This window comes from Ktedonospora formicarum, assembly GCF_016587355.1.
Lineage (GTDB): Bacteria > Chloroflexota > Ktedonobacteria > Ktedonobacterales > Ktedonobacteraceae > Ktedonobacter > Ktedonobacter formicarum.
The window spans coordinates 1595251-1616198 of sequence record NZ_BNJF01000002.1; the positions used below are offsets into that span (position 1 = coordinate 1595251).

Genomic DNA, 20948 nt, shown 5'->3' on the forward strand with positions numbered 1-20948 from the left:
AGTTTTTCGCTGCTGGATATTGAGGAACAGATGACAGAACGTGCGAAGCACCGAGCAGGACTCGCCGATTTTTTGCGTACCCGTCGTGCTCGCCTGCGTCCCGAACAGTTTGGCCTCCCAACAGGTGCGAGGCGACATACACCTGGACTTCGACGAGAAGAACTTGCCCAGCTCGTGGGTGTGGGTATTTCCTGGTACACGTGGCTCGAACAAGGCCGAGATATTCAGGTCTCCGATCATGTCCTCTCTCGCCTTGCAGATATCTTGCAACTCGACGCCCAGGAGCGCCGTCATTTGTTTGCGCTGGCACGGGGTCACGTTCCGCTACCAGCAAAACCAGATGGAGAGAAGCTTTCACAAAACACTCCCTATCAAGCGATCCTCGATGCGTTTCTCTACCCGGCCCAACTGCTCGATCATCGTTTGAGTGTGGTGGCGTGGAATGACAGTGCAAACCAACTCTTCGGCGATTACGTTGCTCTCTCTGAGCGCGAACGCAATCTGGCCTGGTCGCTCTTTATGGACCCGCTGCAACGCCAACGCTTTGTTCACTGGGAGCGGGCTGCACGCGGTTGCATTGCACACTTGCATGCGATGATGGACCAGTATGGCGATGATGCATGGGGGGCGAAATTGATTGCCGATTTGAGTGTTTCCAGTCCTGAATTTCGGGCCTGGTGGCCCGAGCATAAGATTCTCTTGACTTGCAATAGTTCTAGTGAAATGTATCACCCCCTGGTCGGTCACCTTGCGTTTCAGCTCACTACTTTTACTGTTCCCCAACAACCTGATAGGGGAATGGTGGTCTATACCCCCTTGCCGCAGGATGACACGGCGGCCAAACTCGGCGCGTTGATGAAAAGGGAAGCTTATCCTCATTTCTAATCTAACAAGATGAGACAACAGAGCTGTTTGAGAACAACCATCCCAGAGGAAAATGCGGTCTTACAGATCAGCTTATTATGCAAGCATCACCTGCTTCATGAGAGATCTATAAACTGGGGGATAATATTCTTCCGCTTTTCCCACGCGCCCGAAGAAGAGAAACCGGAAAAGCGATCAAAAGCCACCCTATTCCTTGCCAAGGGATAGAAAGGAAGGATAATGCGCCCCCTGCTCCCGATCCATTTTTAGAGAACGATGGGTTCGCATAGCGACAAGGAGCGGTTGTAGGTGCCTGGAAGGGGGCCTTGCACTTGTCGCGGTTGGTGTAACACCAAGATTGAAGGAATTGCATCCCGACGGGGACAAGCGTAAGGCTCCCGCAACCGCTCCACATCTCCCCTTGTCGCTATGCGAGTTGCACCCTCGAACGCAAATGCAAAGCCGAGAGCATACGCATAAGCTGCTGACTCCTGTTCTCTTCAGGAGTGCTCACACGAGCAGCTACGAAGCCATCAGGCCGGACCAGGAGCATGCCATGATCAGGTAGGCCGGTCGCCTGTTGCCAGTTCTCCTCGTTTGCTACGAGTTCTCCTTCAGGACCAATACAATAGACGGGCAGTTCGATGCCAAAGTGAACAGCGCATTCCTTCGCCACCTTGCGCCACCCTTCCTCGTCTGAGCCTGTCAGCAGGACAAAATGATGACTAGTAATATCAAGAGTTGAGACATGTCGGCCTTGATACTCCACCCACAGGTGAGGCACGCGCGAACCGGGCTGCCCTCTCAGCTCTGTGTAGTTCAGCAGCTGGCTTTCCCCTTCGGCAGAGAGCACGGCTGACGAGGCATAAAAACCGAAGCGAGCCTGGAGTTCATTGTCAGTCGTTTTTTCTCGGTCGGTGATCTCTTCCTGCTCGGCGGCAAAGCCAGCCACGTGACGCCTTTCCGTCTCGTAGGTCGAGAGCAAGGTGGAATCTGCGTAACCCTGGAGAACGGCGGCCAACTTCCAGGCGATGTTCTGTCCATCCTGGATGCCCAGATTCGCACCCACGCCGCCTGTGGGCAGGATAATATGGGCTGCGTCGCCTGCCAAAAAGACTCTCCCATCCTGGTAGCGTTCAGCCAGCCTCTCCTGCGGCAACCAGGGGAGAATACCCATGATTTCTACCGCAAGATCAGGTATCCCGATGGCCTTGCGCACCAGCTCCTGGCAGCGTTCGACAGATGGGATCTTCAACTCTCCATTTTCGAGATACCCGGGCATCTGAAAAAGCCAGCGATCACTATTATTGATTGCCATGAGCAGGCCCGGAGCTTCAGGGGTCTCTATCGTACAGAGTATAAACTCGTGGCCTCGTACCAGCTCGCTCAGGTCTGCACGAAAGTCAATCGCGAGTGTATGCATCTCTGACAACATAAAGTTTTTCGTGGGGATTGCAAGAGTGCGCAGTGCAAGGCTATTAGCCCCATCCGCGGCAACCAGGTAGTCGGCACGGATACGCTGCTGTACTCCCCTCTTGCGATCCACAACGAGAGCCGTCACACCTGTCTCATCTTGTTCAAAAGACAGTAAATCAGTCTGAAGGCGCAGATCTCCACCTCGTTCCAGCGCCGCCTCAAACAACACGGGCTCCAGAGCAGCCTGATTACACAGACAGCCTGTGGCTGGACTGATAGCCTGCTCTGCTTCTTTCATCTGGTCGAACGTCTCAAGATCTTTCCCATCCAGGTTCAGGCGTTTGACCTGTGCTATGTTGGCGGAGGCAAGGGTCTCGACAAAGATTTCGCCACGGCTCCTGCTGAGTGGTTCGGCAGCTTTCCTGACACTCTCTTCTAGCCCTAGCGCCCGGAATATCTCCATCGTCCGTGCTCCCAGGCCAACCGGGCGGGGATGGATCGCTGTTCCTGGATGACGCTCTATGAGTATATATGGGATCTGCTGCTGTGCCAGAAAGAGCGCAGTCGAGAGGCCGGTTGGTCCGGCACCAATAATCAAAACCGGAACAGAGACATCTGTCATTATTGTTTTCCTTTCTGCATCTCGTGTATTTTTGCATTAACTTAAATTTTTAAGTCACTCCAATTATAAATGAGATGCAGAAAGAAAGTCAACCCCAATCTTGCAGTCCATTGCAAAAAGAGCTACAATGCGCCTATGACACAGACACCTGGACGACGTGAACGAAAAAAGCAGCAGACACGGGAGAAGATCGCGCGAGTAGCTCTAGAGCTCTTTATTGAGCGTGGCTTTGAGCAGGTGACAGTGACCGAAGTGGCTGAAACGGCTGATGTGTCGGTAAATACCGTCTATAATTATTTTCCGACTAAAGAGGACCTCTTTTTTGGACTCAATCAGCCTATGGAGGCTTCTCTGGCAGGAATCATTCGTCAGCGTGAGAAAGGCGAACTCTTGCTCACCTTTCTACGTCATTTGCTGCTCGGCAGTCTTGAACGTATGAAAGCGATGCTGCCCCCAGAGCAGGATTCTACGCGGCAGCAGGTTTTTCGGGTGATTCGGGAAAGCCCTACCCTGCAAGCTCGGGGCCGGCAAATGACTGAGTCTATTGAAGAGGATCTGGCCCATGCTCTTGCGGACGATATGGGCACAGAATCGGATGATATCGTACCTCGTCTGGTTGCGCATTTGATCCTGACCCTTTATTCAAGGATCTTTGCGGAATACGCGAGGCGACGATTAAAAGGCGAATCTTCTGAGGAGATTCTTGCTGGTCTTTCAGCTATGGTCATGGCTGGTCTCGACCTGTTAGCACATGGGATCGATGCTTCCGAGAATAAATAAGGGCACAATAACCTGTGGGGTCCCAATTGATTGCGCCCAATAGGTATCAAAAGATGTGCTCGCATTGCGAGCCTGTGCAGATAGACCTGATTGTGACTGATGGGCATGAGGGTCTTCTCGCTGCTATCTCTGCTCTCTTTACTGTGACGCCACAGCGTTGTTGTGGCGTGTATAAACAACGCAATGTACTCAATGCCATTCCTTATCGGGAGCGCAAAGAGGTCAGGACAGAACTCGCAGGGATCTTCAAACAGGAGAAGAAAGAGGATGCACTGTTCAATTTGGTCGACTTCAAAGCCAAATATCAGAAGTGCTATCCCGAAGCCATCCGCAGCCTCTACGAGGATGAAGAACATCTCCTGGCGTTTTATATGTTTCCACCAGTGATGCACCGCTCTATTAGGAGTACCAACGCCATTGAAAGTTTCTTTCGCAATGTTTGCCAGCGAACCGATCAAATTGATGCCTTCACCACAGAAACCAGTTGTCTGACCATCGTCTGGGCGGTCATGCAGGATAGACACTTGCCCAGGATACCTGTCTTGTAAGCGAGGCTTTGGATTGAGGTCCGTGCCAAACAACCAGCCTCCATTGCTGGGCCAGAGAGAGCTTGTTTGGACGCATGATCCTGTGTAACACGAGCACACGTTCAAGAGCTTTTTCAGCTCACCTCTGGCCCTTGAGTACGAATAGACCTTATTGCTTGATTTCCCCGTATCCCAACGCTGCCTCATTATATGCCCAGACATCCAGCTCCGGCGACTGAATGCCGAGATGGGTGAGGGCCGTGCAGATCTGGGTGCGGTGGTCGATGCCGTGATCAACGAACTGGATGACCGTGACCAGGAGCGGCGCCCTGTAGGTGCCTTCGTCCAGGAGCTGGATCACCTGGAGTTGTTCCGGCGTGACCTGCTCGGTAAAGGCGATCATGGCCTCGCTGGAGCGACGGGCGCGCTCGCGCAGTTCGGCGAAGGAGCGCGGAGCTTCCTCTTCCTCGCGCAGAGGCGGCGTGGTTGGGAAGCCACCCACCAATCTGGCCGCATAGCCTTCCTCAGCGCCCAACATATGCTTGAGGGTGACGCGGATGCTACCATAGGTGCCAGGGAAAACGGCATCGAGCTGGGCATCAGTAAGTTGTTCGCAGGTGTCGAGCAGACGCAGGTTAGCCCAGAGGTTGTATTTGAAGAAGTCAGAAAGTCCGATTGCCATGAGTATACGTTACCTTTCAGTGTTGCATTACTACTTTCATCTCACAACGACATGATCGCGCATCAGTAGCATGTGTGTGATGGCGATCTGCGCGATTTTACATCTGTATTTCCAGCATGAGTAGGATGAAGTTAGTACACCACTGGCGTCATGATCAGACAATCTCCTTTTGCGATGATGTTATCGGCATTGATTATAGCTTGATAAGAGGCGATTGTCAAAGCTTCAGTGCTGTCCGATCTTTTTGACTATCTTCAAAATCGACGCCAGTTAAGAGGTGATGCTCACGGGACGCAATAGCGCGGATCAGCAGATGCAAGCGGATGCGTGGGAGCTGTTTGCCGAGGGAGTGGGAAGCCTCTTTTTGGCGACGCATGATGGAGGATTTGCCCTCTGTGCGCGAGGGCTGAAGGAGCGTGAGGTGTTTGTGGTGAGGATCGGTTCATGGAAATGCCAGATGTCGCGGAAGTTACGTCAAGAGGACTCAGTGCTAAAGTGAAGCAACGTAGGGTGGTCACAACGGATAGCCAACACAGTGATCCCGAGGCCCCAATCTGCTGAAGCAGGAGTTTTATGCAAGCGAGCCAGACACCACATGGCTCACAGACATCACAGCAGTTTGGACTGCCGAGGGATGGCTCTACTTGGCGGCCGTTATTGATGTGTACTCGTGGCGTGTGGTCGGATGGTCCATGGATCAGCACCACGATGAAGCACTGGTATGTTGTGCTTTTGAGATGGCAGTTACCTACCGAAATCCCAAGGCTGGGCTCTTGCACCATTCCGACAGAGGGAGTCAATATATGAGTGTAGGTCATCAGGCTCTTTTCAAGCAGTATGGTATTCGCGGGTTCACCTCATGCCACACGTTTGCTAGACGTTCACTGTCTGAAGTTCCTACTCAGCTTGAAAATTGTCGAAGAACACAGCATGGGAAACAGTCGACTGTGAAACGTCTCCTCAAAACGAATACTCTCGATTGGAGAGGAGGATAGCATAAAAGAGAGAGGCGGGGAGGCAACTCTACTTCTCTCTCATACAAAATGGAGGGTACAGAGAGTGGCGTCGGCATTGACCGATTCCCATTGCCAGATAGAGGTTCTGGTTTCAGAGAAAAAAGGAGAGAAATATTATGATGAATAATCCACAATTTGCTCTTCTCAAAAATGGAGAGGTAGAGAAGTGGAATGAATGGAGAAAACAGAATGCATCTGTTATTCCTGACCTCACAGGAGTCAACCTCAATGGAACCAACCTCACAGGAGTCGACCTCAGAGAAGCCATTCTCGAAGAAGCCCGCCTTAGAGAAGCCATTCTTGAAGGTACCAACCTCGAAGGAGCCAACCTTACAGGAGCTATCCTCACAGGAACTAACCTCGAAGGAGCCAACCTCGAAAAAGCCAACCTCAGAGAAGCCAACCTCATAGGCGCAGGCCTCAGAGAAGCCAACCTTGCAAAAGCCGATCTCACAAAAGCCCGCCTCGGAGACGCCAACCTCATAGAAGTCAACCTCGAAGGAGCCAACCTTGCAAAAGCCAACCTTACAAAAGCTAGCCTTGGAGACGCCAACCTTAGAGACACCAACCTCGAAAAAGCCAACCTCGAAGATGCCAATCTCGAGAAAGCCGATCTCAGAGGCGCCAACCTTAAAGACACCAACCTCACAAGAGCTATCTTCACAGGAGCCAACCTCACAGGAGCTCACCTCAAAGACACCAACCTGAGAGGAGCCAACCTCACAAGAGTCAGCCTTGAAAAAAACGATCTCACAGGAGGCATCCTCACAGGAGCCAACCTCACAGGAGCCAATCTCAAAGATGTCATCTTTGAAAAAGCCAGCCTTAGAGAGGCCAACCTCACAGGAGCCAACCTCGAAGGAGCCAACCTCGAGAAAGCCAACCTCGAGAAAGCCAACTTTGAGAAAGTCAACCTCAAAGGCGTCAACCTCACAGGAGCCAACCTCACAGGAATCATAGGCCTCAAGTCATAGGACTCTCAGGGATGTTCGAGGGATGTTCTCGCCGGGCATCCCTCCTTTCACGCAGGCAGACCATTTCTCAAGACAGACTCCGTTTTGTTGGTGCCATCAGACAGTCGCATAAGCTTGTCATTACAAACGTCAATTTGCTCTCAACACGTCCTAACTACAACTGTAGAAGTAGGGGTATAATGAGGATTGCAAGCATGGGGAACCACACTAGCATTGGAAGTCTTGGGGTCTTTCACAAGCAAGTTTTCAAGAGGCAAGTTCTAGAGGGTTCGCGTGGAGAGCCGTGAGTTTGCCTCCGGCTACTGAATGCACTTTATGCGTTCGTTGTCACAGGCTGAACGGGACCTGGTTAGGCAGGGACCGCTTACCCTGGTGTTTGCAGCCCATGATGTCCAGTATAATAATGCGGTCGTGCTGAGTGAGCCGCTTTCCTAGGACGAACTCTCTCCTACGAGCAAATCCAGGCTCTGACCGCGCATTGGCAGCCCTATGCCGGGTTTGTCTAATTTCATCTATTACTGTACAAACTTGAGGAGCAAGGATGCCTTTCTCCCACCCAATGAAGCCAGGCCATCCTGACCATCTGACTTTTCTTATTATGTACAGGAGGATCATTCATGCACGTCGCACAAAGTGGCATCTTCGCGTTGGGAACGGGATCGCATTCCCTTCTGGAGTTTGATCTGCATGCCTCTGTTGACCCGGTTGTGCCGGTGCGAGCGATTGCCAATTTACGAGAACCACGCATGACGACCGGGGGCGTCAACCTGGTGGTCGGCTTTCGGCCCTCCATTTGGAGGCGCGTGAGTCCGCAGGAGATGCCGCAAGCCGTCGAGGATTTCGAGCAGGACGTGCGCGGAATAGAGGGTTTCACCATGCCTGCGACGCAGCACGATCTGTGGGTCTGGGCGGCGGGTCATGCCTATGATAAGGTCTTTGATGTGGCCAAAGAGGCGAAGCAGGCGCTGGCTGGACTAGCCACCCTTGCTCTGAATGTGGACGGGTGGACCTACCGGGTAGATCGGGATTTAACCGGTTTCATCGACGGCACCAAGAATCCCAGTCTGTTGCAGGCCCCCGAGGTGGTACTTGTTCCCGATGGCTCTCCCGGTGCTGGTGGGAGCGTGGTGTTGGTGCAGAAGTGGCTACACCATACCGCAGCCTGGGAGGCGCTTCCGGTTGAGGCGCAAGAGAAGGTCTTCGGGCGGACCAAAGAGAAGAGCATCGAGTTGCCTGAAACGGTCAGCGGTCCAACTGCACATGTCCCGCGCACCACCATCGAAGAGGGTGGAGTCGAGCGGCACATCTTCCGCCGCAATACGCCGTTCGGGAACGCCGCCGAGCAAGGAACGATGTTTATTGGCTTCAGTTGTGACCAGCATCGCTTGGCCCGCATGCTCAAGCGGATGGCCGGAGCCGAGGATGGTATCCGCGATGCCCTGACCAGGTACACCACGCCAGTCAGCGGAGCGTATTATTTTGTCCCTTCAGTCGAGGCACTGCGCCAATTTGCCGCTCCAGACGACGAATAGACGAGAAAGGCCTCCCAAGATGCTGAGACGACCACAGCAAGCAAGGGAAGCGACATGAACAGCCCACGGCAGCGCACCCGGCATCACGGCACCCAGGGATTGGGCCGGGATCGACTATCAGGTGCCACGTGAACGATATGGTACGAAGAATCTGCGGTATATGGATTGGACAGTGCTTGCCAGAGATGTTTTGGAGGATGCGGACCTGGAATAGTGCCTGACAATATTTGAGGAGTACTGCGCCTTTAGCCGTATGATAGGAAGCGCCTACAAGTGCGTTTCACAGACAACTAAGGGTGTGATCTCTAGTAGCGTGCCAGGAGGGGGAGGAGCAGAAGCCATAAGAAACGAAGCATGAGACCAGTGACTCCAAGCCAGATACACGTGAAGATGTAAAGCCATAGGGCTTCCTGTGCGGTAAGAATGCGTTGAGGGTCCTGGGGAAGATACCAGAGTGATATGTGTTCCCCATCGCTATAGAGATTGTTGCAATTGCCCTCGCGTGTGATTTTATATGGTTGCCCCTGTGGGCCAGAGAATTGAAAAGTATAGATGAATGTTTCCGCATTGTCTCCCTGCTGTGCATAATCATCTACTCCACAGGAGGCAACAGCTTTCGCGATACCACTTGTCTCTATGCCGCCTATGCGCACATACCAGGCTGGAATACCTAGCCAAGAAGCCAACCATAGAGCTAGAATGAGTATGAGCGCGCATCCCCCCGTTAAGATCAAGTGAATCTCTCGGGGGAGAATGAGATGCCTTGGAGAGGTTTTTTTAGCTTTTCTGATTCTTGTAAACACAGATAATATCTCCTGATTAAGAAGGGCCAGTTCTCGAATGTGCCCTTGCATCACTCATAACGTCGATGGAGAGAGTTTTTGGGTGATCATGATGACAGTTGCTGGTTCTCCCTGTTGGTCTGGCGTACTATTTTTATCTTTTCCAAGAATCAGTGAAGAAAAGTTGCGTATGCCCCTTCTGAATTCGTGTGGGAAGCAAGAGGAGGTTATTGTCCAAGTCTGGGTTTATGCCTGATAGCGTAATGGTGGTAGGTATTGGAATGAGCTTCTCAAAAAGATGACACGTGTTCCTCAATCTTGTCATCTTGTCTCTCGTTTCTCGTGCGGCCTCGAATGGATGTGCTATGCTTTCTCTCGGAAAGAGATGTCAGAGAAGGTACGTGAGGCATGCAGTTGGTAGAGCAACAATTTCATCCGCAAAACCGATCATCGCTATGGCTGCATCGATCAGGCTGCCAGAGCTTCAAAGAACCGGTATAACCAGGAGACCTATCACATCCGCCAAGCCTTCTTTCAGGATGGAACCTTCCTCCCCTATGTCTAGATCTATCATCGTCTCAAGCACCAGGAGTGTTATCAGGCCCTCCCCCCGCAAGGCCTCCAACTCCATCTTGATCCAGTTCGTATCGATCTGGAATGCGTTCCGCAAGGGCATGCAGGCGTGGCACAAGCACCCCGAATGGTTCATTGCTCCAACGAATCTCGGTCAGGCAAGCCCAACGCAATCAGGTCCAGACCAAGATCAACTGGCGTTTCAATACAGCCGATGCCCGTATCAAGTTGAAGCGTCTCTATCCATCCTTCAATTCAGGTGTGACAGTTTACCAGTATAGAAAAGGGAAAGCATAAACTGAGTGTATGTCTGCGTGCAAAAAAGCGTGGCACACTCATCCTATGTATTCTGTTGGTGCATCCAAGCTATGCTTGGGTTTTGTGGAGAGAGTAAATTACATATAATCAGTTTCATTGATGAGACCCAATCAAGCTTCCAAGCGCAAAAGAGCTTGAAGAAAGAAGTTCAAGGTGAGTATCGAAGAAGCGCCCACTTGCCCTATGCATATGCCTTTGTATCATTGAGGTTGGCTCATGGAGGGCTGCCCCATGTCTGAGAATCATTCACTTTCGATGTATGCAGTCAGAAACGAAAACATCGATGAATGGTTCTTCCCTTTATCTTTTGCCGGTGAGAGTAAAACTTGTATCGAAGAGAAGGAAAAACATATGTCAGAGTTGAAAAAAACGACCTGTAAAACCTTAAAGGAGAACCTGACCCAGTACTCTCTGCTCGAAATCTTGCATCATGAAGTTGGCAATGGGCTTGCCGTTATTTCTGGATATACCCAAATGTTGCAAAGAGCACGATTCTCGTCATCTTCCCTGGAAAGTGAAGCCTCCTGTGCCTATCTGACAAAGCTCGAACAGCGGATGGTACAACTCAATGAGTTTCTGACTCACATTCGAAAATTTGTGTTTCAGCCATCTGATACCCGATTCTGTGAAAAATTGATAACGACTGATTTGGCAATTTTAGTGCAGCAAGTATTTGAGCGGCTTGCTCCACTCTACGCAGAGAAACCTATCGAGGTTCACTTCCCATCACAACAGTTGTGTGTCCGCTGCGATGTGCTGTGGATAGAGTTTGTCCTAGAGCATGTGCTGAGTCATAATATGGCTTTTCATGAAGGTCCTTCTTCTCTGCATCTCACTCTTGAATGTCACAAAACAGCGGTGCAAGAAAGAGGGGAAGCACGTATGGGGATTCACATTTGCATGCGCCATCCCAAACGAAGTCATGTCACAAGAAGCGATATATTTGGGAGTTGGTCTCAAACACTCGATCAACATGATCAAGATATTTGTATGTCTCTGTGTGAAGACATTTTGCAAATGCATGGAGGACGTATCTGGTCGGAACTGAAATCACGTCGGATGTTTAGTATGTATATTGCCTTACCTCTCAGTGTCATGAGTGCTTCATCCTCTGAGCCAGTTGTGGAATGAGAGTGTTGTCAATTTGCTGATGTAGCCTAAGGACCAGCCTGGTGGGTGGTATCCACTGGTCGCCAACCAGCGATCCAGGGCCACATACGCTTCCCTGATCCTGGCGTACTCCCCCGATACAGCACATATGCGACTTGTTTTTCTCCAGCCAACCTGAGGCAGGAAAGATGAGCGGAAGAGCAGGAGACAGGGTGGTAACGGGAGCACCCACAAAGAGATCAAACCCCTCATCCAGCAAGGTCTCGTCGAAGTACAGGTGGATCAGCGGATTGATAGGGATGATGGTCTGCTGCTTGAGCTGTCGCACCACGTTGCGAGAAAAATCCCCCAATCGCTTCTGGGGTGGACACCTGTCCACGCACCCCAAGCAATGTGAGTGGCTCAGTGTGCTTGAGCGCCACATCATACAACGGACCTGCCGTCTGCATCATGGGCAGTTGCTGCACACGCGTCAGCAGGCGTCCGAGTCGTGTTTGTTCTTCCCTCACCAGCTCTTGCTGAGCAATCATTCGCTGCTGGAGCAACTCCTCCAGGGCGTCTTCGTCCTGGGTGTGGAGCAGGTGAGCAATCTCTTCCAGCACAAATCCGCAATCTTTGAGTGCCAGGATCCGCATCATGTCAGTGAGTTGGTCCAGGTCATACCATCGATAGCCATTCTCCGGATTGATCTGTGATGGTCGCAGGATACCCAGCGCGTCATAGTGCCGCAAGGTTTTCAGCGCGACCTGGCTGAGACGGGCAAATTCCCCAATTTTGAGCATCATTCACTCCCGTTGTTCTGTTCTTCCCCCAGCATATACTGTGCCGTTAGGGGAAGGCCAAGGGAAAGACCCAATTGCTGCCACAGAAATCCTGCCACGGGCCACAAACGCGAAGGAGGCCATATCAACTAGCACGGCTTCGGTCCCATATTGGCCGTTGAGCCAGAGCAGAGTGGATATTGTCAATTTGCGAAGAAGCTACAATCTTTGACATACCGGCGGAATGAATAACACAAGATCTTCTCTGTCCAAAGGGTATCGTTTCCCATCTGAAATCATTGGACATTGCATCTGGTAGTATTTCCGCTTCTCGCTCAGTTTTCGTGATGTTGAGGAGATCATGGCTGAACGCGGTGTCATTCTGACGTATGAAACCATCAGGCAGTGGTGCCCCACATGTGGCCAGACCACCACCAATGAGCTCAAACAGCGACGTAGCCACACTGGAGACACGTGGCATCTTGATGAGGTATTTCTGACCATTAAAGGGAAGCAAAGCTCTCTTTGGCGGTCGATCAATATGGTAACGTGCTTGATATCCTGTTTCAAAGCAAGAGAAAGAAAAAAGCTGCCAGGAAGTTCTTTCGCAAACTGCTCAAATGTCTTCACTCTGTGCCATGTGTGATCATCACCGACAAACTGGCCAGTTATGCTGCAGCCAAGAAGGAGATCATGCCCAGTGTCGAGCACCGGCAGCACAAAGGCCTCAACAATCGAGCTGAGAATTCGCATCAACCGATACGACAACGAGAACGCGGCATGCGCCGCTTCAAATTCCCTGGTCATGCGCAACGTTTTCTCTCTGCCTTTGGGCCCATCTCAGACCACTTTCGACCATGGCGACATCGGCTTCATGCGTCAGCGTCTCGTGTGCTCATGCGGGAGCGAAGCGCAGACGTGGAACGACATTGCCAGCACGCAGCACGTTGCGTAGCGAACGCAATTCCCCTTCCCTTCCACTTCTTTTTCTCTGGTATCCTACAACATGCTTTTTCTCTCTCTTCTCGTCATGGTGACAAGGCCGCTCTTCTTCTGTCGTTTTGCCCAAGCGAAAATAGGAGCGCTATGCAGCGTTTTATCTGAAACTTCAGGGCTAGGGGAAATCATTATAAGTAGTGCCAGTGTCCATCCTCAATCTTGATGCTAAAAGTTTCTATTTGCAGATCTTTGTCGAGTGCCTCCAGATCAATCATGTCTGGCGCAAGAGCTTTCGCCTCTTGTATTGAGATGCCTTTGACCTTGATCGAAGCACTGATACTGATATTGAGCTTATATTCATGTACTTGAGGGGGAGATACTGGCTCCAGGCTTTTCAATTTATAAATGTCAGGTGCATTGGCATATCCCGTTGCAATATAGTAGGGCTGGCCTTCCTGGTCATAACATATCAGTCGTGCATCGAGCTGACCCACAAATTTGTCCAGTGCTTCATCCCTACCCAGGATCTGTACAAAATGTCCTTCTTGTGTTTCATACCAATTCTCTACCTTTAACATGGCATGTTTCCTTTCCCTGGTTCTACATTGTCTGGCAACCGATACACGCCCTTGTGATAAGCCTGAAGATTGTGCTGATGGAGCCAGAGTTCGACATACCCAACTGAAAGCGGTTCTGCGACAACATCGCCAAAGATACGGCGTAGATGCGAGTGTAAATGGTGTGTATTCGTTCCCTCCTCACATTCGACCTCGACCTCTAAAAACTCGCCTATACCCGCAATGGTATCAACACACAATTTGACCGAATCATAGATGTATTGTCGACGTGTATTCTCAATATGGGCGAGTACTACCAGTTTGTTTTTTTGTAGGGCATCTTCCCACGATAATCCAGCTTGCCACGTTGGAAGGAAATGAGCGAACAACGTATTTATTGCCGTTGTGTGTTTGGCCTGGGCAGAGAGTGAAAATGCTCGTTCAGTACTCTCTATATGCGCTTTTTCGGCCTGCTCATTGAACTTGAATTGGAGCGTTTGTTGATTGCGCACACGAACAAAAACTGCTTTTTGGAGAAGATCGTAGGTGAGAGTATCATAGTAAATGTCGCTATTTTGTACCAGCCGATCAAATTGGGCATCTCGCAGTCTCGCTTCCAAACGTGGTTTCACTTGCGGATCAATTGCGTATTTAAATTCAACCTCTATCATGCAACTACGCTCCTTTGTATAATATCTGCCATGGCATCTGCTGATGAAAAAAAGACTCTCCCTCCCTTTTTCTCGATGACTGCCGCAAGGCGATGTAATCGAGCCTCATCTTCGTAGCGGGTCCATGTGGGAGCGTGGGCCGACCACGAGACAACCGTTTTACGGCAAGGAGTCTGGCGTAGCATATTTGAGGGAATAAAACGTGCGAACTGACCCCGATCATCGACGTAGAGAGGGCCGAGAATGAAGCCATCACATTTGGCGAGGAGCACTTCTGTAATGAGGCGCACATATTCACTATCTGGAATATGTGGCAAAATAGGACGAACGGCAATGAAGACGGGGATGTTCAGACTTTTGATGCTGGCTACGGTCCGAATTCGCTCAATAGGGGAAGGGGTGTGTGGCTCGACTATCGATGCTGAATCCCAACAGCTCAGGGAGACGAGGGTGCTCAGGGTGGTGTGACGCAGTTGCATCTGATGCTGAATTTCAGCCAGTACTGCAAGGCCTGTCTCATTGATATGACCTTTCGTACTGAAGTTGACATGTTTCCCCAGAAGGGACAGACGTTGCAACATTGCCAGGCCGCGCGCAGGATTCGCGAATGGATCACCATCATAGCCAAACTGAATAGTTTCAAATGATGCACCACGTGCAAATGCATAAAATTGCGTTAATACTTCTTCGGGATCCACACGTGAAAGGCCCACTTCCCCTCCTCGCGTATAGCAGTAGCGGCATCCAAAGGAGCAAGGCTCTCCAACAGGCACGAGAACACGACCTTTTTCAACTTTGAACATGATTCTTTTTGCCATGAGCACCTCCACCAACTTTCTCTTGTGCCTCAGGAAAAGGATATGCTATGGAGCAATCAATCAAGCTCAGCGATAAGTGTCGCTTTGCTTAGGGAAAACAAATTTGAATTGATAGCTCACAAAAGCTAGTTTAACATAAAAATGCAAGAAATTCTATAAATTAGATACAAAAGTAATAAATTTATCAATTGTAGCACTAATATTAAAAAAGATATTTTTATTATTTTGTTGTAGAATAAATTTTCCATGTATCTATTAATGTGCAAAATAAACAGAGTGTTTAAAAAAACAGTAGCGAGACAGAAGCAAAGAAAGCGTTGCTTTGGGAAGAGATAAATCGATTTTGAAGAAAAGTGGCTACATTGCTCCAAAACAGAAAAAAATTATGTTCTTTATATTCTTGTCTACAACGAGATAATAGGCTATTTTTCTTCATTAGAGTAACGACATGCTATATTTTATCTAAAATATAGCATGTCGTTATTGCTTGCTGAAATCGGAAAATTGTAGAAAGTGTTATAAAAGACTTGCATTCGTGTGAAAAATAGAGTAAGCTTAAGCAAATATTAGAATATAAAACAAATAATTACTTTCTAGCGGTCATGTCGATCTTTATAGGCATGATTGACTGTTAGCAGAGGAAAAGTAGTGTATAAGCCTTGAAAGGAAGTGGAGTGATATTATGCGCTCAAATAGACCTTCAATGAATATGTCGGAAACCAAATTGCTCTCTGATGATCGATTCCTACGCAGGGTTGCAGAGCACTATTATGGGAATGGATTATCTCAGGAAGCGATTGCCGATGGGGAGGGTTGCTCGAGGATGACGGTGAGCAAAGCACTCCAGAAAGCAAAAACAGCAGGTATTGTTCGCATTTCTATTCTCCCTGAACTTCGTGGTGGCTATTTACGCAATCTCTCCCGCGAAGCACGCCTTGAATTAGGGCTTGAAGATTTAGTACTTGTCCCTGGTCGCTCCTTTGAGGGGATGGCGAAAGCCGATACGAATGAGAACGTCGTAATTGACATCGCTCAAGCAGCTGCCGAATATTTGGACCAACTCCTTGTTGATTCAAGCATTCTCGCTATGTCCGGCGGTACGATGATGCGTTCGGTGACACGTTTTTTACGACCCACGAAGATGCTTCCTCACCTGAACGTTGTTTCTACAATTGGTTTTGTGGAGCCTCATACGACTGAAGGGGATGCGAATATGGTGACGTATGAGTTGGCTCAGGCCTATGGGGGAACCCATACGTGGTTCTGCGCTGGCGCATTCTTTCCTTCTATTTCGCAAGCTCAATTAAAAGATTTAAGCGCAATGATCCAGCAGTATCCTATGGTAAAAAAAGCGTATGACCTCTATGAACAAGCAAGCATATTTATGATGGGGCTCTGGACACCTTCTACCAATGATGAGGTGGTGATGAAAGGTATTCTCTCGCAAGAACAGATATCGATCATTGAGAAACAACAGCCAGCAGTCGACATTAATCACTGGGTATTTGATGCACAAGGTAGATGTATTAATACCATGCTCGATCCGTCACCTTATTATTTGACAGGGTTTGAAATTCCTTCTCTAAAAGAAAAAATCCAAACAAAAGGGGTCAAGGCTATTCTTGTAGCAGGTGGGGGGCCTGCGTATGTTCCAGCCATTCATGCAGCGCTACAAGCTGGGCTGGCTAATATTTTAGTGACAGATCATATAACAGCGCAATATTTGCTTCGATTAGCAGTTCGCCGTAAAGGTGTACAAGAGGATAATGTGTCCACACATTCATTTTTGCAAGAAGATGAGTATCGGCAGTCGCTTCGCTAGATGTGACTCGCAATAGCCAGAGAAGCCAACTACTGTTGAGACTATCCTGAGTGATGTCTGTCGCATCTGCCTGATCTTTGACATGCAGAATATAAAGCTGGCTTTGCGTTCCCGGCATATTCTGTTCAGCCAATGCAATTCAGCCTTTGGCCTCTTTTTGATGTGCTCAAAGGTAAAAGTTTGATCCTTGGCGCACATAAGTCAATGACTCCAGGTATGAAGCGCTAACTTTTATACACATTTAACAAAGGGAAAGGAGAGGCTACATGAGATGCGGACTGACAAGGCTGAGATGCGCAAGGCTCCGTTTGTCAGCTCTTCCTTCTCGGGCAGTTTCTTCAGCCAAGTCGCAAAATCACTTTGTTAAATGTGTATAAGAGGCAGGCGTGAAGCGCTGGGGCTTGTGAAGGGCAAACCTATGAGAAGGGATGATGAAACATCCCTCATTTCTTCAATAATTACTCATAAGACCTCATCCTGTATGGCATAAAAATTATAGCTGTTTCCCCCTTCTCGTTCGATGAAAGGCAGCAGATTTTGGAGGATATACAGTTAGCACCACCTTTTTGCCCCTTTGTTCCACGCATAAGTCCTCATGTTCAGGTTGCACAGGAGCATTTAGAGGCTTGGGTCCAGGAATTTCGTTTACTTCAAGGGCCTTCCCTCCAGCGATTTTCCAAAACACGTATGGGGTGGCTGGTCGCACGTTGCTATCCGACTGCAACAGCGAGCGAACTCTCACTTCTTGCCGACTGGCTGGCCTGGTTATTTTTTGTTGATGATCTATTTAGTGAGGGGGCGATAAGCCATCAACCCGATCGTATCCGACCTGTTATGGCTAGATTGTTTTCAATTGTAGATGGCACAATACCGTCTCTTCGCTATAGTGATCCTATGTCCTCTGCACTTCACGATCTTTGGTGGCGGACTGCTGGGTTTACATCATCAGTCTGGCGAAAACAATTTCTTGATCATTTTGCAGATTATTTTGCGGGAACCTATTGGGAAGCGCAAAACCGATCTTTGGGTCTTGTACCTGATAAGGATATGTACATTGAAAAGCGCCGCCTCTCAAGTGGCATGCTGATAGGGATTGATTTCATTGATCTTGTCGAACGCATGGATTTTCCTCAAGCGATGTGCTCAAGCGACGTGTTTCGAGTGTTTTTACGCGCTACCAATAATATTGTGTGCTGGTCGAATGATATTGTGTCCTTAAGAAAGGAGTTTGAGAATAACGATGTGAATAATCTGGTGCTTATCATTCAGCATACGTCTCATTGCACTCTGCAGGATGCTGTAAGTATTGTACGTGATCTGGTGCGTGCAGAGACAGAATTATTTATGAATATTGAGCGCGATCTCCTGAGGGAATTCCCCACGTATGAACAAGAGATTCATCTCTATACCATGGCTCATCGTGCCATGGTGCGGGGCAATCTGGACTGGTCATATGAAACCTCTCGCTATGGTCAGGCCGAAACCTGATGATGCATTAGTGCAGACTCGAGAAAGCTCTTGAGTAAGTAGCTCCGCCTATTCACACAAACGAGAAACACTTGGCAATTAAGTTTGTACTCTACCTTGGAACGTTATGGGCAGCGCTTGATACAAAGCAACTTGACATGATAGTATCCAAATATCTTATCAAGAGAGCGAATAGCAAGGAAATATAATGAAGCAGATGGGACTACGACAACAGACGTCTGTTGTCAGCATCATCACTCATTCTCCGGGTGTTACTGCGCCGCATGTGGCGCAATAGCGAGAGAAGAGACCACCATGCAAGAGAGACATGACCGTCCGAAACAGTGATGGTGCGACTTGTCTTTCTGTCTTGACCTCCTACCCGTTTTTTCCCTTCTCCAGTAACGTGGCGCATCTTTTCCGCACTGCGCATCCCCCTTACACAGGTATTCAAACATGGATCACCTCCACCATTTGCGCATGCGAAAGGATAGATATGCGTCTTCGTTTTCAAAAGCATCTGGCACTTTATTGCCATCGCTTCATTATCATTAATCACAATTACACAGTATTGTGGATAGGAAGCACTATCTCGTTCATCGGTGACATTCTTTTTATAACCGTGCTCACTTTATGGATTGGGACGCTCCTTCATAACCAGAACTATGCTCCACTCGCCATAAGTGGCATAGCGTTATCAGCCGCTCTCCCCGCCCTTCTGATCAGTCCATTTGCAGGAGTGTTTGTGGATCGCTGGCACAAGCAAAAGACGATGCGCATCATGGATGTAATGCGAGTGCTTCTCGTTCTCTCTCTGCTGCTGGTGAGCGGACCAGGTCCGCTTCCGTTTCTTTCGGCACCAACTTCGGCGTTGCCCATACCCATGAAACTTGGTGCAATTTATCTGGTGGTCGCTGCTACGTCTAGCTTGAGTCAATTCTTCAATCCATCTACGAAGGTGCTTCTCAGGTGTATTGTGCCAGAAGGGAAGCTTACCCGAGCCTTTGCGCTGACCACAGGCTCAGCTATGGTTGCCTGGTCTCTTGGTTCAGCGCTTGCGGGCATATTCTACGCCTATCTGGGAGTGAGTTCGGCCATTACCTTGAATGCAGCATCGTTCATCTGCTCCTGGCTGCTCATACGCAGCATGCATGTGTCAGAACCAGCAGAGTCTCTCGTTGTCCAAAAAGAGAGACTCCATCACGTCTTCAAAGAGCTGTGGGAAGGGTTACGATACATCGAAGAGAATCTGCTCTTGCGTACACTCTTGCGCGCAGAAAGCCTTCTCGCGTTTGGGTTAGGCATTATTAACACATTGGCATTGATATAGCTTTCTCATGGACACGGCAAGAAATCCTCTCAAGCGGGGAGGATGCTACCCATTGTAGAGACGTCGTTGCAACTGCTTCAAGCGCTTTTCAGCCTTGCGATAGTGACGTGGATTCTCGATGGCAACACCTTCAGAATCGGTATAGAACGTTTTCAAGCCAACATCAATACACATTTTAGTTTGTGTCAGCTGATACGCTCTGAGTGGGGATACCTTGCATGTTATAAATGTTAAATTCAATTATGCGTATTTTTATAATAAAAAGATTGATACACCTCTAGGTTGGGGTCTGTATGCTCTTTGTAGACAGTGGAAGTGAATTGATCAAGGAGGGGAAGTGGCGAGTTGGGACGAAAATGATGGACCTGAATATTGTGTAACCATGGAGTCAATTTTTAAGGAAAAGGAGAAGCTGAAGCGTGGGAAACATCAATGCAGCAGCTAGTGGACAATTCACCATTGGCGATGATCTTACGATAAATCGCCTTGGTTTTGGTGCTATGCGCATTACTGGAAAAGGGATTTGGGGCGAACCTGAAGATCGCCCAGAGGCTTTACGTACCTTGAAACGCCTCCCAGAACTTGGTGTGAATTTTGTTGACACTGCGGATAGTTATGGCCCAGAGGTCAGTGAAAATCTCATCCATGAGGCGCTCTACCCATATACTGGAACGGTCATAGCGACAAAAGGTGGATTTACCCGTCAAGGACCAGACATCTGGCAACCTGTTGGACGCCCGGAGTATCTTCGCCAATGTGTATTGATGAGCCTGCGCCGTTTGGGTGTGGAGCGTATCGACCTCTGGCAATTGCATCGTGTTGACCCCAAGGTGCCGCGTGAAGAGCAGTTCGATATGGTAAAGCAGATGCAACAGGAAGGGTTGATTCGGTATGCAGGCTTGAGCGAAGTAAATATTGACGCGATTGAGGCAGCGCAGAAATACTTTCGGGTTGTGACGGTCCAGAATCTCTACAATCTGGTGACACGCCAAAGCGAGGACGTGCTTGATTACTGTACCCGTGCGAATATCGGTTTTATTCCCTGGTACCCACTGGCATCAGGCAGTCTCGCGCAATCTGGTTCGATTCTGAGTGAGGTTGCCAGAAAGCATAATACGACCCCAAGCGGAATAGCACTCGCCTGGATACTCAAGCGTAGCCCAATCATGTTGCCGATTCCTGGGACCAGCAGCGTAAAGCATCTGGAAGAAAACGTCGCTGCCACGAACATCCAACTGAGTGATGAAGAATTTAACACGCTCGACATCCTGGGACGTCAGGAGCACCTAAAGCCGATGGCAGGGTAACAAGCATCGTACGCTGATGTCGCAGTATCAGGGCAGTTCTGCGATCTTTTTTTCGCTTAATGGTTCAGGGAGGCGCTGAT

At 49.3% G+C, this 20948-nt stretch carries 20 protein-coding genes and 3 pseudogenes; 13 read left to right on the forward strand and 10 right to left on the reverse strand.

The features are described from left to right. The first annotated feature begins 30 nt into the window (after window positions 1-30). The gene (locus K3T82_RS25745; RefSeq protein WP_220196404.1) at window positions 31-885 is read left to right on the forward strand and encodes a helix-turn-helix transcriptional regulator; all 855 of its coding nucleotides are present in this window, start codon (window positions 31-33) and stop codon (window positions 883-885) included. Window positions 886-1291: 406 nt separating this feature from the next. Here the strand turns inward: K3T82_RS25745 and K3T82_RS25750 are convergent, their stop codons facing one another. After that, window positions 1292-2902: an FAD-dependent oxidoreductase gene (locus K3T82_RS25750; protein WP_220196405.1), complete on the reverse strand. Its 1611-nt coding sequence runs from the start codon at window positions 2900-2902 to the stop codon at window positions 1292-1294. 135 nt (window positions 2903-3037) lie between these two features. On the opposite strand from K3T82_RS25750, the gene K3T82_RS25755 reads away from it, so the two are divergent. Together K3T82_RS25755 and K3T82_RS25760 are read left to right on the forward strand one after the other, a co-directional pair. Beyond that, window positions 3038-3682, forward strand: coding sequence for a TetR family transcriptional regulator (locus K3T82_RS25755; RefSeq protein ID WP_220196406.1), 645 nt, complete (start codon window positions 3038-3040; stop codon window positions 3680-3682). Window positions 3683-3759: 77 nt separating this feature from the next. Beyond that, a pseudogene (locus tag K3T82_RS25760) lies at window positions 3760-4230 on the forward strand (transposase); the annotation flags it as partial. Window positions 4231-4378: 148 nt separating this feature from the next. On the opposite strand, the gene K3T82_RS25765 reads toward K3T82_RS25760, so the two are convergent. Both K3T82_RS25765 and K3T82_RS25770 read right to left on the reverse strand, forming a co-directional pair. Continuing rightward, on the reverse strand, window positions 4379-4891 hold the full coding sequence (locus K3T82_RS25765) for a DinB family protein (RefSeq protein WP_220196407.1): 513 nt from the start codon (window positions 4889-4891) through the stop codon (window positions 4379-4381). Between the two features lie 217 nt (window positions 4892-5108). Continuing rightward, window positions 5109-5267: a hypothetical protein gene (locus tag K3T82_RS25770; protein ID WP_220196408.1), complete on the reverse strand. Its 159-nt coding sequence runs from the start codon at window positions 5265-5267 to the stop codon at window positions 5109-5111. 181 nt (window positions 5268-5448) lie between these two features. Here K3T82_RS25770 and K3T82_RS50055 point away from each other — a divergent pair, with 181 nt between their 5' ends. From K3T82_RS50055 to K3T82_RS25785, 3 genes are all read left to right on the forward strand, one after another. After that, window positions 5449-5886, forward strand: coding sequence for a DDE-type integrase/transposase/recombinase (locus K3T82_RS50055; RefSeq protein WP_420799341.1), 438 nt, complete (start codon window positions 5449-5451; stop codon window positions 5884-5886). 137 nt (window positions 5887-6023) lie between these two features. Beyond that, complete coding sequence (locus K3T82_RS25780) at window positions 6024-6881, forward strand: pentapeptide repeat-containing protein (RefSeq protein ID WP_220196409.1); 858 nt, start codon at window positions 6024-6026, stop codon at window positions 6879-6881. 617 nt (window positions 6882-7498) lie between these two features. Then, the gene (locus K3T82_RS25785) at window positions 7499-8413 is read left to right on the forward strand and encodes a Dyp-type peroxidase (RefSeq protein ID WP_220196410.1); all 915 of its coding nucleotides are present in this window, start codon (window positions 7499-7501) and stop codon (window positions 8411-8413) included. 305 nt (window positions 8414-8718) lie between these two features. Here the strand turns inward: K3T82_RS25785 and K3T82_RS25790 are convergent, their stop codons facing one another. Beyond that, window positions 8719-9147, reverse strand: a complete 429-nt coding sequence (locus tag K3T82_RS25790; RefSeq protein WP_220196411.1) for a hypothetical protein — start codon at window positions 9145-9147, stop codon at window positions 8719-8721. A 756-nt stretch (window positions 9148-9903) separates the two neighbouring features. Here K3T82_RS25790 and K3T82_RS25795 point away from each other — a divergent pair. Continuing rightward, window positions 9904-10065 carry a hypothetical protein gene (locus K3T82_RS25795; RefSeq protein ID WP_220196412.1) on the forward strand — a complete coding sequence of 54 codons (162 nt, stop codon included), beginning with the start codon at window positions 9904-9906 and terminating at the stop codon, window positions 10063-10065. A 252-nt stretch (window positions 10066-10317) separates the two neighbouring features. Next, window positions 10318-11217, forward strand: a complete 900-nt coding sequence (locus tag K3T82_RS25800) for a histidine kinase (protein ID WP_220196413.1) — start codon at window positions 10318-10320, stop codon at window positions 11215-11217. Here the strand turns inward: K3T82_RS25800 and K3T82_RS25805 are convergent. After that, entirely contained in the window at window positions 11180-11527 is a 348-nt protein-coding gene (locus K3T82_RS25805) for a hypothetical protein (protein WP_220196537.1), read from the reverse strand. The two genes, K3T82_RS25800 and K3T82_RS25805, sit on opposite strands and share 38 nt — an antisense overlap. After that, window positions 11445-11981: a MerR family transcriptional regulator gene (locus tag K3T82_RS25810; RefSeq protein ID WP_220196414.1), complete on the reverse strand. Its 537-nt coding sequence runs from the start codon at window positions 11979-11981 to the stop codon at window positions 11445-11447. Before K3T82_RS25810 ends, K3T82_RS25805 begins: the two co-directional genes overlap by 83 nt. A gap of 220 nt (window positions 11982-12201) precedes the next feature. On the opposite strand from K3T82_RS25810, the pseudogene K3T82_RS25815 reads away from it, so the two are divergent. Further along, window positions 12202-12912, forward strand: a pseudogene (locus tag K3T82_RS25815) (IS6 family transposase). 172 nt (window positions 12913-13084) lie between these two features. Here K3T82_RS25815 and K3T82_RS25820 read toward each other — a convergent pair. From K3T82_RS25820 to K3T82_RS25830, 3 genes are read right to left on the reverse strand one after another with little or no spacing between them, the layout of a single operon-like run. Then, window positions 13085-13474, reverse strand: coding sequence for a hypothetical protein (locus tag K3T82_RS25820; protein WP_220196415.1), 390 nt, complete (start codon window positions 13472-13474; stop codon window positions 13085-13087). Beyond that, entirely contained in the window at window positions 13468-14124 is a 657-nt protein-coding gene (locus tag K3T82_RS25825) for a CYTH domain-containing protein (protein WP_220196416.1), read from the reverse strand. The genes K3T82_RS25820 and K3T82_RS25825 overlap by 7 nt, the downstream gene beginning before the upstream one ends. Then, window positions 14121-14942 (reverse strand): radical SAM protein, encoded by an 822-nt coding sequence (locus tag K3T82_RS25830; protein WP_220196417.1) that lies wholly within the window; start codon window positions 14940-14942, stop codon window positions 14121-14123. Before K3T82_RS25830 ends, K3T82_RS25825 begins: the two co-directional genes overlap by 4 nt. A gap of 823 nt (window positions 14943-15765) precedes the next feature. On the opposite strand from K3T82_RS25830, the gene K3T82_RS25835 reads away from it, so the two are divergent. The 3 genes from K3T82_RS25835 (at window position 15766) to K3T82_RS25845 (ending at window position 19561) form a co-directional block, all read left to right on the forward strand. Continuing rightward, on the forward strand, window positions 15766-16764 hold the full coding sequence (locus K3T82_RS25835; RefSeq protein WP_236031527.1) for a sugar-binding transcriptional regulator: 999 nt from the start codon (window positions 15766-15768) through the stop codon (window positions 16762-16764). A gap of 537 nt (window positions 16765-17301) precedes the next feature. Further along, window positions 17302-18252, forward strand: coding sequence for a terpene synthase family protein (locus K3T82_RS25840; RefSeq protein ID WP_220196419.1), 951 nt, complete (start codon window positions 17302-17304; stop codon window positions 18250-18252). A gap of 475 nt (window positions 18253-18727) precedes the next feature. Beyond that, window positions 18728-19561 carry an MFS transporter gene (locus tag K3T82_RS25845; protein ID WP_220196420.1) on the forward strand — a complete coding sequence of 278 codons (834 nt, stop codon included), beginning with the start codon at window positions 18728-18730 and terminating at the stop codon, window positions 19559-19561. A gap of 57 nt (window positions 19562-19618) precedes the next feature. On the opposite strand, the pseudogene K3T82_RS49205 reads toward K3T82_RS25845, so the two are convergent. Continuing rightward, a pseudogene (locus tag K3T82_RS49205) lies at window positions 19619-19786 on the reverse strand (transposase); the annotation flags it as partial. A gap of 194 nt (window positions 19787-19980) precedes the next feature. On the opposite strand from K3T82_RS49205, the gene K3T82_RS25850 reads away from it, so the two are divergent. Then, window positions 19981-20868 carry an aldo/keto reductase gene (locus tag K3T82_RS25850; RefSeq protein ID WP_220196421.1) on the forward strand — a complete coding sequence of 296 codons (888 nt, stop codon included), beginning with the start codon at window positions 19981-19983 and terminating at the stop codon, window positions 20866-20868. Window positions 20869-20948: the final 80 nt, after the last annotated feature.

Excerpts from the sequence above, each read along its gene's own strand:
- K3T82_RS25745 (WP_220196404.1), top strand. The coding sequence starts at position 31 with ATGACAGAACGTGCGAAGCACCGAGCAGGACTCGCCGATTTTTTGCGT.
- K3T82_RS25750 (WP_220196405.1), bottom strand. The coding sequence starts at position 2,902 with ATGACAGATGTCTCTGTTCCGGTTTTGATTATTGGTGCCGGACCAACC.
- K3T82_RS25755 (WP_220196406.1), top strand. The coding sequence starts at position 3,038 with ATGACACAGACACCTGGACGACGTGAACGAAAAAAGCAGCAGACACGG.
- K3T82_RS25765 (WP_220196407.1), bottom strand. The coding sequence starts at position 4,891 with ATGGCAATCGGACTTTCTGACTTCTTCAAATACAACCTCTGGGCTAAC.
- K3T82_RS25770 (WP_220196408.1), bottom strand. The coding sequence starts at position 5,267 with ATGCGTCGCCAAAAAGAGGCTTCCCACTCCCTCGGCAAACAGCTCCCA.
- K3T82_RS25780 (WP_220196409.1), top strand. The coding sequence starts at position 6,024 with ATGATGAATAATCCACAATTTGCTCTTCTCAAAAATGGAGAGGTAGAG.
- K3T82_RS25785 (WP_220196410.1), top strand. The coding sequence starts at position 7,499 with ATGCACGTCGCACAAAGTGGCATCTTCGCGTTGGGAACGGGATCGCAT.
- K3T82_RS25800 (WP_220196413.1), top strand. The coding sequence starts at position 10,318 with ATGTCTGAGAATCATTCACTTTCGATGTATGCAGTCAGAAACGAAAAC.
- K3T82_RS25810 (WP_220196414.1), bottom strand. The coding sequence starts at position 11,981 with ATGATGCTCAAAATTGGGGAATTTGCCCGTCTCAGCCAGGTCGCGCTG.
- K3T82_RS25820 (WP_220196415.1), bottom strand. The coding sequence starts at position 13,474 with ATGTTAAAGGTAGAGAATTGGTATGAAACACAAGAAGGACATTTTGTA.
- K3T82_RS25825 (WP_220196416.1), bottom strand. The coding sequence starts at position 14,124 with ATGATAGAGGTTGAATTTAAATACGCAATTGATCCGCAAGTGAAACCA.
- K3T82_RS25830 (WP_220196417.1), bottom strand. The coding sequence starts at position 14,942 with ATGGCAAAAAGAATCATGTTCAAAGTTGAAAAAGGTCGTGTTCTCGTG.
- K3T82_RS25835 (WP_236031527.1), top strand. The coding sequence starts at position 15,766 with ATGACGGTGAGCAAAGCACTCCAGAAAGCAAAAACAGCAGGTATTGTT.
- K3T82_RS25845 (WP_220196420.1), top strand. The coding sequence starts at position 18,728 with ATGCGTCTTCGTTTTCAAAAGCATCTGGCACTTTATTGCCATCGCTTC.